The sequence below is a fragment of the Veillonella faecalis genome (assembly GCF_024677885.1).
GTDB lineage: Bacteria > Bacillota > Negativicutes > Veillonellales > Veillonellaceae > Veillonella > Veillonella nakazawae.
This window is the reverse complement of record NZ_JALBWL010000001.1, coordinates 31190-46755: the sequence shown is the minus strand read 5'-3', so window position 1 is coordinate 46755 and position 15566 is coordinate 31190. Positions and strand designations below refer to the sequence as shown.

Sequence of the window (15566 nt, the reverse complement as noted above, 5' to 3'; positions counted from 1 at the left end):
AGGATATTATTTTTTGTTTTTAGCAGCTTTCGCACGTGCGTTACGATCAAGGATTGTTTTACGCATACGAATACTTTCAGGTGTTACTTCAACAAGTTCGTCATCGTTGATCCACTCAAGAGCTTGTTCCAAGGAGAAGATGCGAGGTGGAGTCAAGCGTACTGCTTCGTCAGAGGAGCTGGAACGCATGTTAGTAACGTGTTTTTTCTTACATGGATTAACATCCATATCAAGTTCACGAGTATTTTCACCGATAACTTGGCCTGCGTACACGTCTTGGTTAGGACCAACGAACAATGTACCGCGATCTTGAACAGAGTTCAAGCCATATGGAGTAGTTTCGCCATTTTCAAATGCTACCAAGGCACCGCGTGTACGGGAAGGAATTTCGCCTTTGTATGGTGCATAACCATGGAATACATGGTTCATGATACCATTACCTTTTGTAGCTGTTAAGAATTGTGCACGGAAACCGATCAAACCACGTGCAGGAATTACGAATTCCATACGAAGGTAACCAGCTAACTCAACCATGTTAGTCAATTCAGCTTTACGTTGACCAAGATTTTCCATGACAGTACCCATGAATTCTTGAGGTACGTCGATAGTCAATGCTTCTAATGGTTCGCACAATTTGTCGTTAATAGTTTTGAAAATTACGCGAGGTTTACCTACTTGTAATTCATAGCCTTCACGACGCATAGTTTCGATCAATACAGCCAAATGCAATTCGCCGCGGCCAGATACTTTGAAAGCATCTGCAGAATCAGTTTCTTCTACCTTCATAGAAACGTTAGTTTCTACTTCGCGGAACAAACGATCACGTAAGTGACGGGATGTAACGAATTCACCTTCGCGACCTGCGAATGGAGAGTTATTTACGGAGAATACCATGGACAATGTTGGTTCGTCAATGGAGATGGATGGTAATGCTTCAGGATTTTCAGCATCTGCTACAGTTTCGCCGATATTGATATCGTCGATACCAGCGAACGCAATGATATCACCCATTTCAGCTTCGTCAGTTTCAACACGGTTCAAACCATTGTATGTATATACACGACCGATTTTCGCTTTACGAGTGCTTTCACCAGTCATGATAGCTACTTGTTGGTTAGGTTTCATTTTACCGCGAACGATACGGCCTACTGCGATTTTACCGATGAAGTTATCGTAATCAAGTGTAGTAACCATGAATTGAAGAGGACCTTCCAAATCACCTTGTGGTGCAGGAATTTCTTCGATCAATGTTTCAAACAATGGTTCCATATTTACAGCTTCGTCATCCCAGTTAGTTTTAGCCACACCAGCACGAGCAGATGCGTATACTACAGGGAAATCTAGTTGGTCATCATCAGCTTCAAGTTCCATGAACAATTCAAGAACTTCATCTTCAACCTCTTTAACGCGTTGGTCAGGACGGTCGATTTTGTTGATAACTACGATTGGTTTCAATTTTTGTTCTAAAGCTTTACGCAAAACGTATTTAGTTTGAGGCATTGGACCTTCATAAGCATCTACGAGAAGCAATACGCCATCAACCATGTTAAGTACACGTTCTACTTCGCCGCCGAAGTCAGCATGGCCTGGAGTATCAACGATATTGATTTTAATGCCATCATGCATAACAGCAGTGTTTTTAGACAAAATAGTAATACCGCGTTCACGTTCCAAGTCGTTGGAGTCCATTACGCGTTCTGCTACTTTTTCATTTTCACGGAACACATGGCTTTGTTTTAATAACGCGTCCACCAAAGTAGTTTTACCATGGTCAACGTGGGCGATAATCGCTACATTTCGAAGATTTTCGCGAATCATAAGATCCTCCCTTTAATTCTTTCAGTATATTCTATATCATATAACGCTTGTGAAAGTCGCTATATAGGTATATTCCCAAAATTGGCAACACTTAATTATAACGTAGTCTATAGAAAAAAGTCAAAGAAGTATAGGATTTCTAATCATGGCAATTTCTACATTTGATTATACTTTTGACTCATCTTAAGACTAAATTAGCTACATAAGCATATGGTATAAAAAAAAGATTTCTTATGCTACCTTGCCTCAAATAAGATAAAAGGAACGTCACATAAGAAATCTTGTATTAATATTTAGTTTGTATTAATCTTCACCAATCATACGTACTTCTGGCTCCAGATGTACACCATGTTGATCATATACGCGTTTTTGTACTTCTTTAATAAGATCAAGTACATCTTTAGCTTTAGCATTGCCAGTGTTGATAACAAAGCCAGCATGCTTATGAGATACTTGTGCATCACCAACAGATAATCCTTTAAGACCTGTTTGTTCAATCAAAGTACCTGCAAAATACCCTGGTGGGCGCTTAAAGGTTGAACCCGCGCTAGCATACTCTAAAGGTTGTTTAGATTCGCGCTTTTCTGTGAGCTCATCCATGCGAGCCTTAATAGCATCCTTATCACCAGGTTGTAACGTCATAATAACCTCTCCAATAACCTCATGATTATCGTGGAATACGCTATGACGATATCCAAAATCTAAGTGAGATGCATCGTACTCCTTAATATTGCCCTCGAAGTCTACAGCTAGTACTGAAGTGACCACATGGCTCATTTCCCCGTCATAAGCACCTGCATTCATAAATACAGCACCACCAAGTGTACCTGGAATACCAATGGCAAATTCAAGGCCAGATAGTCCGTTTTCCCAAGCAAATTCAGAAGCATCTTTTAACATATAACCAGAACCAATGCATAATACATTATCATTGCAATCCATGATTTGTGTCATATGTCGAACCGATACGACAGCACCGCGAATACCACCATCTTTCACCAAAATATTGGAGCCGCAACCAATAATAGTTACAGGCACTTGTAATTCGTGAATCTTGCGTAGCGTAAAGCTCAACTCATCCATCGTCGTAGGTTCAATAAATAAATCAGCAGGACCACCAATTTTAAATGTCGTATGATGACAAAGCAGTTCCTGTTCTCGTACACGTGTACTAGGTAATTTCTCTAATAAGGCTTCTTTTAAGTCCTTAATGCTTTGGTTGTTGTTGTTCGCCATGATCTAACACTTTCATCCCCTCAGTGATTGGTTCGCTAATGATTTTATAAATATCATTAGAGATTTGGCTCCAACGCATTTGTGCTTGTAAATAAGCAGCCGCTGCAGCATTTTCTTGAATTTGAGGCATCAATTCCTCTTGTTTCTTTTGCAATTCATCAGCTTCTGGTGCACCAGACAACTTTGCGTATTCCCATTGCATTTGTTGTGCCATAAATGTGCGCACCAAAGCCGCTGCTACTGCATCAGCTTTCAAAGCTTCTTGGGCAGCCATTAACTCTTTGTACTCTTCGGATTCACGCATAGCGTGAGCTAAATCATGAGCTTTATCGTAGTTCATAATATCCTCCTCTAACAACACCTGTCAAAATACTACCTGTCATGTAGATTGGGTAGGATTTCTAACACATATTTATTGTATATATCTCAATGGTGAAAGTATATTTATTTAGGTTGAATCCAGTTGCCTTCGGCTTTAAGATCTGGATAATCAAGTTGGCGCATAGCTTCATACGCAATTATGGCTACTGCATTAGATAAGTTTAAAGAACGCGCCTCATCTACCATTGGTATGCGAATACATGTTTCTTCAACACCTTCTAATAAACTTTCAGGCAAGCCTCTTGATTCAGGGCCAAATACGAGCATATCCCCGATTTCATACTTTACCTCAGAGTGGGTATGCTTTGCTTTTGTAGTAGCGTAGAAATATCTGCGATCAGGATATTTCGCATACAACTCTTGAATATTTTCATGTACCTGTACATCTACCAAATGCCAATAATCGAGACCAGCTCGTTTCACGTGCTTATCGTCGATAGAAAAACCAAGTGGTTTGATAAGATGTAGGGTCATGTGATTAGCTGCGCATAAACGCGCTATATTTCCTGTATTGCCAGGGATTTCTGGCTCATAAAGTACTATTTCCATTTTCGTTCCCCTATTCTTTATATCTATATTATTCTACAAAGGAACGCACAAAATGTCCACTTTTCCCGCCTTCTTTTTCTACGAGGTATGTAGGTCCCATAATCATGCCTTTATCAATGGCCTTACACATATCGTATACGGTGAGCAAGCCCACTTGTACAGCTGTAAGGGCCTCCATTTCAACGCCCGTTTTTCCAGTAGTCTTAACGATGGCACGTACCTTGACGGCCTTGTTATGATTTTCATCAGTGCAAGCAGGGCTTTCACCATCTACTAAAGAGCAGTGAACCTCAACCTTTGTGAGTGCTAATGGATGACAAAGAGGAATGAGATTGCTCGTTTGCTTAGCCCCCATAATAGCAGCTAGTTGCGCAACACTAAGGACATCGCCCTTTTTTATAGTACCTGCTGCAATGCGCTCATAAATTGCATCATTGATTGCTATGAATCCTTCTGCGATGGCTGTGCGGGATGTGATATCCTTATCGGATACGTCCACCATCCAAGCATTACCATCTTGGTCAAAATGTGTTAAATCCATACTATATCCTTACTAATTATGCATAAATTATCATCAATAGTTTTATTTTCATTAGTTATATTATACAATAGAATTAAGATTTATATGTATAAGGAAGGAAGTGTTCCTATGAAAACAAAACTAACTTATTTCGGTCATGCTTGCTTTATGCTCACACGCGGTGATGTGTCCATGATTTTCGACCCATTCTTAACAGGTAATACATGGGATATCGCAAAAAAAGAAGATATCAAATGCCAATATATCTTTGTCAGCCATGGTCACGATGACCACTATGGCGATACAGACTTCATTGCTAAAGCAAATGATGCGCTCGTTATCTCTACTGCAGAGGTAGCTGGTAAAGCAGCAGCTGCTGGTTGTCGTACACACGCTATGCATTTAGGCGGTAAATTTGACTTTGAATTCGGTTCTGTTCGCATAGTACCAGCCTTCCACGGCGCAGGTATCCCTGGTGGTCATGCAGCAGGTTGTATCGTAGACTTCTACGGAGATATTGTATACTTCGCAGGTGATACAGCACTCTTTAGCGATATGAAGTTGTTGAATCGCTTTGGCGATATTGACTACGCTTTACTTCCTATCGGCGATAACTTCACGATGGGCGTTGAAGATGCAGCTCTTGCTGCTTCTTATGTAAAAGCGCGTATCTCCATTCCAATTCACTACAAAACATGGCCTGTTATCGACCGTGAACCAGGTGTATTTACAAGCTTAGTTGAAGGCAAATATAATCAAACAGCCCTCATTATCGATCCAGGTTCCTCTATCGAGCTCAATAACTAAAATAAAAAATAACATCTACGTAGAAATGACGCAATTCTAAGGAATTGCGTCATTTTTATATGCTTTTATAAACGCTCCTCTAGGTTAAACCAAAATATATCACTGCTCACCTTTATAAAGCAGCTTAAACCTCTTGGTTAGCCATAGAAAAGCCACTACGACTAGACATACGTACAAATTCATCTATATCTTGTGTTTCATCTACACCCACATAACCTAGTTCACGAACCATGCCATACGGATTATGAAGAGATAGTTGAGGATTTTCTCCTGTAAGAACCCATAAAACCTTATACCCTTTCGGAGCCTCTCGTAATCGTTCCTCGCCTTTGCCATCTGTGAAGTAAACCAATAAATCCACACGGTTTTGATTGGCTAAAGAAAATACTGGCGAGAAAGCTGTTGCACCGCGCACATCAAGGCGAGGCTTTACATCTTTTACTGATTCCATCGTATACGTACGGCGCACCTCATTATCACATTCTACAACGGTAATGCGATGGTTATAGGCATGTACAATTTGCAGTACTTGTTCTAAGGCGTTCGTAAACTCTGCATCGGTAATACTACCACTCATATCGAGAGCAACCCATACATTAGCCTTATGTTGACGCAAGGTACCAGACAACTCCAAGCGCTCAGGTTGACGACGATTGCGACGCATCGTCGTTTTTTTGTACCCACTTGCTACCTTGCCCATGAGCTTTTTAAGGTAGAAATACCACGGAAGAGCACGACGTGTCTTTTGGAAGGTATCGATGAGACTCTTCACATACCCTTCCATATCACCTTTTGAGGCTTCGTTGATATAGCGCTCCGTAATTTGGTCCATCGTATCCGTATCAATGGAATCAGATTCATCCCAAATATCATGGCTAGTTTGAGGATCAAACTCCATAGCTACAGCTGTATCAGAATTATCTACAGGTACAAAGAGTTCAGGCTTTTCCTTCATCGCCTTATCGATGGCCTTGGCATAATACTCAATGGTACGGAATCGTTTGAGCATCAATCCAAAACGTTCATTTACATTGGCTACAGTAACCGCATCACGATCAACATGTTCTAAGTAGTCATTCACAACCATATCCATTGCCATATGTACGGCCGTTTTATTAAAGCTTTGACTCAATGCTTTTACCCGCATCAAATGTGCAGAAATAATATGAAGAATTTCACGCTTAATGCCATCCTTCATAACATCTGGTGGCTGGCGTAGTAAGATAAAAGGATTTACATATAATACATAGCCACCTTGTTTTAAGTTAATACCGAAGGCACTGGTCATATCAAAACGAATACGATGAGCCATTTGCAAATAGAAGTAACCAAAGAATTGGTCCTCTTCAAGGAGTAAACTATTTACATCATGCAAAATATTCCATAATCGTTGCTCAAAGGCAGGTGTCATAACGGCTTGTTGCATTACTGCAAAATCGGTGCCTTCAATTTGTATCTCATCTAAGGCACGTCCTATGGTCCCTATATGACTATCAGACATATTATGGTTCATCATATCTGCCGCTATGCGTTCTGGTTCCATGCTATGATGTTGTGCTTCATAACTATCTACATAGGCTTCGTAGGCAGCATAGATTTGTGTGTACAAGGCCTCTGCTTCACGATGAATACGTTCCCGTTTTGCATGCCAACGATTGAGAGCCTCGATCGCCTTCTCATCATAGGAACCTGTTTTCTCCCACCCGTCTATATGAGTGAGTAAATCAGAGGCGTCGCGAATATCATCTTTATCTAAATTTCGTTGCATTATTCCACCTCCTTTTTCGTTTAACATCAGATTTTATGTATATCATGTTTTATATATTGGTTATTGTATCCCCAATCATTCGCTAAATTTCTTTGTCCATATAGACAGCTTCATTTAATTAACTATGGAGCAGAACTATTTTTGTGCTTCAAAGAAGGTATCGATGAACAAGTCATCTTCAATCGCATAGGCGTATACCCGTTCATAAGTGTTTCGTAAATCTTTCATAACTGCTACGCGTAGATCACCAGGATACAATGTAAGGAATTCAATGAAGTGATGAACTTCTTCGGCATTGCTATTGCGGTTTAAACGATGCAACATATTTTTAGCCGCTACGTATAAGCGTGTTGGGCTTTCACCTTTAACCTGTTCAGCCATAGACATAATGGCTCCTGGCTTTTGAACTGCCGCCAATACATCATCAAAGGTAATAAGTGGTTCTTGGTCTGACACGATAAAGTTTACAAACGCCTCAGCAATGAGTTTACCTACGTTACCGCGGATAACATTCATAAATACATCGCGACTATAGGCTGAATCTTCTTGGTTTTTATAAATCGTATACAGGCCAGATACGCGTTCAAAGGAGCGTGGTGTCGCATCAATATCATCTTCATGTCGTTGATTTAAATACTCTGGATAGGAAGAAATGAATTCGATAACTTTTTCCTCAATACCAGCACTTATAGCCCAGTCAATCCATTGCATATAATCAGCATTCATATAAAGCCATACAAAACGATTTTGTTGCGCCGGGTCCATGTCGATAGTTTGGTAGTCAAAAGAATCCTCAGGGTTCATAGCGGCGATGATACGCACTTGATCACTTAAAGAGAAGCCATTGATTTCACGATTCAAGATAAGATTCATTAACTCCTGTTGTACTGCATGTTCAGCACGGTTAATTTCATCGATAAACAGTAATACTTGACGACCTTTATCCACAGCTTGAGCCACATGCTCCAACGTATGATGTACAGCATACACTGTAGTCTTTACAGAGTGTGTGTTACCACGACCATCTGTATGTGTTACAGATTCTACAGTTGGCAAACCACCAATTTCACCTTCTTTTAAAAGATTTCCATCAATGGTTACCAATTCCCAGTCATGCACAGTAGCTACGCGTGCCGCAAGAGATGTTTTACCAATGCCCGTTTCACCAACGAGCAAAGGCACTTGATTAGCGGCAAGCACTAATTCTACACTTGCCATTGTATCTATAAAGTTCATTGTGTCTCCATTTCTAATACTTCAAATATTCACTGACTGCAATTTTCTTAACAGCCCTAGTTCCATAAGCGTCTATAAGTGACAATAAGTCGATATGCCATTTAGATTGGCGACCACCGATAGCTTGGTTGTTAATCAATTCACGAATATAGTCTTCATCAGCTGTATCACTAGAGATGGCGCTAATGATGATCGATTTAATTTCGTCCACAGTGACACCTAAATTATTTGGTATATATCCTAGTGTGGCAGCACTTACACCAAATAGGTGCAATGCCAAGTCCTTTGTAAGCTTTGTAATTTGCCGCATCGCTTGAGAATCTTGTTTAACTGCTGCTTCTAATACGGCTACGCTAGGCTCATCAATATAACGTAATGCCAAGTAGTTCTCTTTAACCGCTTGCAATTGTACGGCTTCACTAGGCTCCTTAATATATTGCAAAGCATCATAGTTAGACTTTACAGCTTCTAACTGCAGTGCTTCAGATGGATTTGCAATATAGCGAATAGCCCACCCAGATTGATCGAGAGCACATTGAACAACTGCATCAGATGGGTTGTCGATATATTCTAAAACAGCCCAATCTTTTTCTACCAAGGACTGTAATAGTTCTTCTGTAGGATGTTCCACGAATTGTATGGCTCGTGGTGATTGTGAAAGCGCCGTTTCAATAACCTTTTCGGTAGGTTCTTTAATGTATTGCAACAACATGCCATTTTGAGCTACGCAGGTAAGTTGCATTGCTTCTGTAGGGTTTGGAATATTCCGAATTCCATGGGGGTTATTGGTCAGCGCCGTTATGTATTGTTCTTCTGTCATACTAACCTTCATTTCTATCTAAAAAGGCCATACGAATACGTATGGCCTATACTGAATTCTATTTTTATTGTATCACATTTTTTCGATATAATTATATCTCTTTCGTATACTTACTACACCGTTAGTGCATCTAAATCAGAATTATTCCCAATTACTAATAATTTATCATCTTCACCGAGAATGGTAATTGGGTTTGGTGGAACTTCTAAATCTTCACCGCGTCTTATGCCTACTGCATTAAGATTATATTTCTCACGCAAATTAGAATCCTTTAAGTTAGACCCCACCAAGAATGTTGGCACCTTAATTTCTATGAGACTAATATTTTTAGATAGTTGTAAATAATCCATCACATGGTCTCTAGTTAAAAACTGTACAAGGCGTAATGCCATATCGTATTCAGGGTAAATCACTTGATCTACACCTATTTTATGAAGCATTTTGCCTTGTATATTATTTTCAGCCTTGGCCACAATTTTAGGTGCATTTAATTCTTTAAGAAGCATAGCTGTCATTAAATTAGCTTGAAGATTTCCACCTATAGCTACAATAACCATATCAAACTGGCTTAGGGCCAATTCTTTGATTGCCTCTTCATCGGTTGTATCTGCAACTATAGCATGTGTTATAAATGGCGAAATTTTCTGTACAACTTCTGGATCAATATCTACACCTAATACCTCATGATCCATGGAAGCTAACATCTTGGCAACAGTGCCACCAAATTGACCAAGACCTATTACTGCTATCGTTTTATGTTTCATATATGCCTCCTTTTATATTCAATCTAATCTATTTTTATAACAATACACGCTCTTCTGCATAGCTAATTGGTTTAGTCGGTGCCGTTCTTAGCGCCCAAGTACCAATAACAGTCATAACCCCTACACGACCTGTAAACATGACAAGCATTAACACCCATTTACTACTTTCAGATAAATCAGGTGTAATACCCGTTGTAAGACCTACGGTCCCAAAGGCAGAAGTTACCTCAAAAAGCAGTCGAATAAAGTCATATGGCTCATCCCAAGCCAAATAACAAGTAGCAAGTAAAACAAGAAGGATAGATAAAAAGATTATCCCATTTGCCTTAAGTACAGTAACCAACGAAATACGACGTTCAAAAACCTCTGTATCAGGACGGTTATTAAATAATGTACGCGATGCTAGAAAAGCGACGGCAATAGTACTAATCTTAACACCGCCCCCTGTAGAGTTAGGACCTGCCCCAATAAACATAAAAATGATGGTAATAAACAGTGTAATTGGATGTAAATCATTATAATCTACAGTTGCAATCCCCGCTGTACGAGGTGTAATCGATTGAAACAGAGATGCCATGACCTTGTTCCATATAGGTAAAGGGCCAAACGTTTTGGGATTCGCCCACTCAACCCCTAAGAAAATAATCGTCCCTAAAAGGATGAGCGCCGTTGTACCAACTAACATTATTTTTGTATGTAGTTTTAAATCTACAAATCGTCGTAGCTTGCGATGCGACCAAATATCAAAAGTTGCAAGATAACCAAAACCACCTATTACAATAAGGGCCATTGTATTCATATTAAATAATACATCACCCACCATAGCATAAGGTAAATCATTATCAAAGAATATAAATCCTGCATTACAAAAGCTGGAAATAGATTGCATAATCCCCGTATATAAAGCAGCATCCCCAATATAGGGATATAGCTGAATGGTATAGATAATACCACCAATTATTTCGACACAAAAGGTATAAATGGTTAGCTTCTTCGTAATGTGTAAAAGCCCTTTCATACCATCTTGCCCTACATCCTCTGACAAAAGCACGCGATTTTTCAGACCTACCCGTCGCCCTAATACTAGAGCAATAATGGTGGTAAAAGAAACAATCCCCAAACCACCTAATTGGATAAGGATTACCATGATAATTTTGCCAAACAAGGACCAATGATGATAGGTATCTACTGTTGACAATCCTGTTACAGAAACACAAGATACTGCGGTAAAAGCTGCATCTACAAGCGTTGTACTATGGCCTTGAGCATGTGATATGGGCAACATGAGTAATATCGTCCCTATAGTCATGGTAGCAAAAAAGCTAAGGGCTAATAGGCGATAAGGATTTTGTTGCATATATTGCTGAACTTGATTTTTTGAAGTATTTTTCCACATAACTATAGTCCTATCCTATTAGTTCCTGCACTGACTTTAACGTTGGTAGTGGACTGCGCCCGCCTATGCCTTGTGTATTTAAAGAAGCTACTGCAGATGCAAAAATAGCGGCCTTCTCTAAATCGGAATGCGCACAAGCTTTTAGCAACTCTACAGCATGTATAGATGCACGGTCATGCTTAGTCGTCGAAGTTGCGTCTTGCCCCTTCATATGATTAATTGTATGTACTAAATTAGCTAAAAAAGCCCCATGAAAGCTATCCCCAGCCCCCGTTGTATCTACTACGGTAGCTTGAGTAAATGGCTCACATCGATAAGATGTTCCGTCAGGCCATACAAAATAACTGCCATTAGCACCATCTGTAACACCTGCAATACATGCACCTCGTTCATGAATGATACGACAAGCCTCTTCTAAATTAGTTGTACCCGTATATTTTTCAGCATAATCACGAGCTACGATAACGATATGACTGGCTTCAGTAATAGGCTTCATGTCTGCATCGTAACGCTGAGCACCACCATCTAAAGAAATAATAGTGCCTACCTCTTTTGCAACAGTCATAGCAGAGCGCATGAGTTGGCGATGTCGACCATTGATATGCAGAATATAGGCTGATCCTATGAGCTGCTTATGGGTATCTAAAAACTCAGGCTCAGTTGAAGTAGACCGTTCAAAAAATACAGCACGCTCACCAGTACTCTGTTTTACGAGGATTGTTGCCACACCGCTGTTAGCACCGCGTTCAACTTGAATTGCCTCTGTATTAACATTGTATTTTTCAAAGTCATCTAATATATGACGACCTACCATGTCATCACCAATGCTATCAATCATAGCGGTACGAGCACCATATTTTCCTGCCACTGCTAGTGCTGTAGCCACTGGCCCACCACCATCTGTAGTAGACGATATGACTTGTTGTACCTCACGGCCTGTAGGATAATGATCGACAACGATAAATCGATCTAATGTACTGGCACCTATGCCAACAATATCTATATATTTTTGAGGAAATGTACTCATACTAATCTCCTAACTCCGAAACCACAACGATTCATGCAACAATATTACTTCTTATAGTTACAGAATACCTTTCACCTTATAAAAAGTAAACCCCAGACCATGGTCTGGGGCTACTTTGTAGTACAAAGTGTACTGTATGTCACGTAGTTTGTCTTATTTAGTATATGTTGTATGTGAGAAAGGTTGTTAGATATAAGGTGTAATATAACAGGTTAAGACATCATACGTTCCATCATATATTCAATTTCATCAGCACTCAAATTGTACATAGCTTGTACCATTCGATTAGCTGACTCACCAGAAGCACCGCTTTTGGCGATTTCCGCTTTTGCTTTTGCAATGAGAGCTTCTTTACGTTGTGCTTCTGAATCTTCATCTGTAGGTACCGAAATATTAGCTTTACCTTGACCAATACCACGTACCTCTTGGTTAGGATTATCTTTAGACGTTGTTTTCGTATCTTGGGCAGCCACCGCTTCCATAGCGAAGGAGTTTTTACCAGTCATGATATACTTCACAGCCTCCAAGGTACTTTGTGTAAGATTTACCGTCCAAAATTCACCAGCGGCAGTCAATTTATAAAGTAACCCATTGTAAGTTAAAAGACCACGCTCTTCCCATAATTTATAGAGCCAGTTTAATTCTTCTAGTCTTGGATCTAGTGTTACCAAACTCATAATATTGAGGAAACCTTGTTCAAGTTGGCTTACCACTTGATTTACGACGGGTTGTAACTCGCTTTGTTTCATAAGAGCCATGAATGGTTTTTCACCGCGACTAACCATATCTTCGTATGGCTTTAATGCACGATGCAACATCATGCCGTACCCATCCACATTACCACCGGCACCGCTACCAAATGGGAACATAGGCACGCCCGCTTTAGCCAAGATATTATACAAGCTACGTTCACGATTATTAGCACTCCAGTGAGCTGCGCTTAATCGGCGATAGGAACGCTCATCAAGGTACTTACGACCGAATTTGAACATATCCCCTTGCATTGCTGTTGTCGCAGCAGCTGGCACCTTACCTTTTGCAATATCTTTATTAAGATCACTGCCATCAAATACGTTCAATTGATAGAGGTCAGCACCATCTACGCCAGAGCTTACTAAATCAGATAAATCTTGTTCCCAAACCTCCATAGTTTGACCAGGCAAACCATAGATTAAGTCGATAACAACAGAACATTGACCATAGGCTTTCAACGCAGCCAACCGTTCTAATACAGTTTCTTTCGTATCTAGACGGCCTACCATTTGACGCACTTCTGTGTTAAAGGATTGTACACCAATAGACATGCGGTTTACGCCGTTTGCCATCCACACATCGAGATTTTCAGGAATCAAATCGTGAATACGGCCTTCTAGGGTAAGCTCGTAGTCATTAGCTAGTGGCAAATATTCTTTAATTGCTTTCAACAATCGTTCCGAGTTTGCTGGAGATAACGATGTTGGTGTGCCTCCGCCGATAAATACGGCGTGGATTAACCCATCTTTTAATCTTGGACGCTCACTAGCTAGTTTTAACTCGCTAACAAGACCATCAATATATTGGTCCTCTACGTTTTGACTCGTACCGTTTTGGAAGAAACCACAATATGTGCATTTAGTCTTACAAAACGGAATGTGAATATAGGCGCATTGCATTTCACCCGTTTTAGGAGTGCCATTCATTAAGGTATCCCAAACGGCTTGTGTTTCCTTTGGAGAAACTAAGGTACCATTTAGCCCTGCATGAACAACCCGTTTATGAGGGAATGCACCACTCATCGGATTATCGCATTCTAAACCTAATTGTAGATTGCGTTGTTTCTCCGGAATGGATTCAAAGAAACTTGCTAAACTCATACTCCAATCCCCTTTCAGTTTAGGCTTGCAACTTTGCAAGTACAGATTTTGTAAATTCTTTTGCATTTGCAAAGTCTTGTTCGTCTGGATGCGTTTCAGCCGCTTTATGTAAGGCATCGCGTTCAGGGCTTTGACCATGAGCAGATCCAGGTGGGAACATTTTATACATCATTTCGATGACTTTCGGATCAATTTTACCTTGGCATACGAATCCATCTACAAGGGACTCTTTATGTTGTAGTAATTCAGATGCTTTTTCAATACTTTCACGAGCATGATCAGAATCTGCATACATACCTAATGTAGCAAAGAATACGATGTTAGGATTTGTTAAGGTTTCAATCAATTTTGCGGCCTCTTTATTTGCTGTACCACGATCTACCCAGAAGCCTACGAAAACAGTGTCATAATCAGCTAAATTCTGAGGCGCTTCTTTTACAGGAACGCAAGGTGTACCTTCAGGCATTACAGAAGCCATTGCTTCCGCCACCCTTTTTGTATTTCCCGTTAGGGAGGAATATAAAATAATGGATTTCATAATTAGCTCCTTTAATTCTTGGATGAGTATATTACTAAAATAGATCTATTACATAGATACTTTTATTCCTCCTCATCATCAGAGGATTCGTGACCTCTAAACTCAACTGGTACCTTGATATCGATATCTTCGCCTGTTGGATTTTTATATGGTGTTGCGGCCACTACGGCAGACATTGCCGCATCATTGAATATTTCATTTGTAGAAAATACGATACTTTGTCCAATAAGACTACCATTTGTATCAAGTGTTACTTGTACAGTCACATCGCCTTGTAATTTTCTTTTTAAAGCCATGGAAGGCATTTGTGCATTGTCTTGCACTCTTGCACGGAATCCCTCCGTATCAAAGGCAGCTTTCACCGTACCATGACCATTACCATTGCCATTACCGTTGCCATTTCCCTGACCTTGGCCATCGCCATTACCAGTGCCAACACCTGTACCGTTACCACCGCCAGAGCCGCCACCATTTCCGAGGCCGGAACCCCCTGTGGAATTATCACCAGAGGTATTACCTTTATGTTCGCCGCCTTTTTGGGGTACATCTACTGCATCAGGAATATCTGTTGCAGTAGATGGATCTATATTCGCTACAACAGCCTTTGTTCTTGCCGCCACTTCATCAGCCGATAATGGTTTAGGGAATAGGTCTGACCTATTACCGCCACCACCGCCGGCATGACCACTGCCGCCATCATCGAGCACACTTTGCGTGAGGTCGATTTCATAGGTTTCCATGTCTTGAATCGCTGGAACCACTACGAAAAAGATAACTGCAATAAATAGAGCAACTAGATGAACTACGGCGGATATAATGGCTGCTTTTTTCCATGATATGCCTAGTCCCATAG

At 40.3% G+C, this 15566-nt stretch carries 15 protein-coding genes; 1 reads left to right on the top strand and 14 read right to left on the bottom strand.

The window, feature by feature from the left end:
- Window positions 1-6: 6 nt before the first annotated feature.
- The 5 genes from typA to moaC form a co-directional block, all read right to left on the bottom strand.
- Window positions 7-1818, bottom strand: coding sequence for a translational GTPase TypA (gene typA, locus MOQ65_RS00215; protein WP_005385769.1), 1812 nt, complete (start codon window positions 1816-1818; stop codon window positions 7-9).
- 303 nt (window positions 1819-2121) lie between these two features.
- Window positions 2122-3054: a UDP-N-acetylmuramate dehydrogenase gene (gene murB, locus MOQ65_RS00210; protein ID WP_129823225.1), complete on the bottom strand. Its 933-nt coding sequence runs from the start codon at window positions 3052-3054 to the stop codon at window positions 2122-2124.
- Window positions 3026-3394: a YlbF/YmcA family competence regulator gene (locus MOQ65_RS00205; RefSeq protein ID WP_060924059.1), complete on the bottom strand. Its 369-nt coding sequence runs from the start codon at window positions 3392-3394 to the stop codon at window positions 3026-3028. Before MOQ65_RS00205 ends, murB begins: the two co-directional genes overlap by 29 nt.
- A 104-nt stretch (window positions 3395-3498) precedes the next feature.
- Window positions 3499-3984: a tRNA (uridine(34)/cytosine(34)/5-carboxymethylaminomethyluridine(34)-2'-O)-methyltransferase TrmL gene (trmL, locus tag MOQ65_RS00200; RefSeq protein WP_005385766.1), complete on the bottom strand. Its 486-nt coding sequence runs from the start codon at window positions 3982-3984 to the stop codon at window positions 3499-3501.
- A 28-nt stretch (window positions 3985-4012) separates the two neighbouring features.
- Window positions 4013-4525: a cyclic pyranopterin monophosphate synthase MoaC gene (gene moaC / locus MOQ65_RS00195; protein ID WP_024064775.1), complete on the bottom strand. Its 513-nt coding sequence runs from the start codon at window positions 4523-4525 to the stop codon at window positions 4013-4015.
- A gap of 108 nt (window positions 4526-4633) precedes the next feature.
- On the opposite strand from moaC, the gene MOQ65_RS00190 reads away from it, so the two are divergent.
- Complete coding sequence (locus MOQ65_RS00190) at window positions 4634-5311, top strand: metal-dependent hydrolase (protein WP_060924061.1); 678 nt, start codon at window positions 4634-4636, stop codon at window positions 5309-5311.
- Between the two features lie 124 nt (window positions 5312-5435).
- Here the strand turns inward: MOQ65_RS00190 and MOQ65_RS00185 are convergent, their stop codons facing one another.
- The 9 genes from MOQ65_RS00185 to MOQ65_RS00145 all read right to left on the bottom strand — a co-directional run bounded on the left by MOQ65_RS00185 (window position 5436) and on the right by MOQ65_RS00145 (window position 15564).
- Window positions 5436-7079, bottom strand: a complete 1644-nt coding sequence (locus MOQ65_RS00185; RefSeq protein ID WP_257846310.1) for a vWA domain-containing protein — start codon at window positions 7077-7079, stop codon at window positions 5436-5438.
- Between the two features lie 135 nt (window positions 7080-7214).
- Window positions 7215-8315, bottom strand: coding sequence for an AAA family ATPase (locus MOQ65_RS00180; protein ID WP_257846309.1), 1101 nt, complete (start codon window positions 8313-8315; stop codon window positions 7215-7217).
- 13 nt (window positions 8316-8328) lie between these two features.
- Window positions 8329-9135: a hypothetical protein gene (locus tag MOQ65_RS00175; protein ID WP_257846308.1), complete on the bottom strand. Its 807-nt coding sequence runs from the start codon at window positions 9133-9135 to the stop codon at window positions 8329-8331.
- A 113-nt stretch (window positions 9136-9248) separates the two neighbouring features.
- A complete protein-coding gene (locus MOQ65_RS00170) occupies window positions 9249-9899 on the bottom strand; it encodes a potassium channel family protein (protein ID WP_105089514.1) in 651 nt (216 codons plus the stop codon).
- A gap of 34 nt (window positions 9900-9933) precedes the next feature.
- The gene (locus tag MOQ65_RS00165; protein ID WP_257846307.1) at window positions 9934-11295 is read right to left on the bottom strand and encodes a TrkH family potassium uptake protein; all 1362 of its coding nucleotides are present in this window, start codon (window positions 11293-11295) and stop codon (window positions 9934-9936) included.
- 10 nt (window positions 11296-11305) lie between these two features.
- Entirely contained in the window at window positions 11306-12322 is a 1017-nt protein-coding gene (locus MOQ65_RS00160) for a carbohydrate kinase family protein (RefSeq protein ID WP_257846306.1), read from the bottom strand.
- Window positions 12323-12534: 212 nt separating this feature from the next.
- Window positions 12535-14175 carry a heme anaerobic degradation radical SAM methyltransferase ChuW/HutW gene (gene hutW, locus MOQ65_RS00155; RefSeq protein WP_257846305.1) on the bottom strand — a complete coding sequence of 547 codons (1641 nt, stop codon included), beginning with the start codon at window positions 14173-14175 and terminating at the stop codon, window positions 12535-12537.
- A 19-nt stretch (window positions 14176-14194) separates the two neighbouring features.
- Window positions 14195-14713: a flavodoxin family protein gene (locus tag MOQ65_RS00150; RefSeq protein WP_257846304.1), complete on the bottom strand. Its 519-nt coding sequence runs from the start codon at window positions 14711-14713 to the stop codon at window positions 14195-14197.
- A gap of 62 nt (window positions 14714-14775) precedes the next feature.
- The gene (locus MOQ65_RS00145; protein ID WP_257846303.1) at window positions 14776-15564 is read right to left on the bottom strand and encodes an energy transducer TonB family protein; all 789 of its coding nucleotides are present in this window, start codon (window positions 15562-15564) and stop codon (window positions 14776-14778) included.
- Between the last annotated feature and the right edge of the window lie 2 nt (window positions 15565-15566).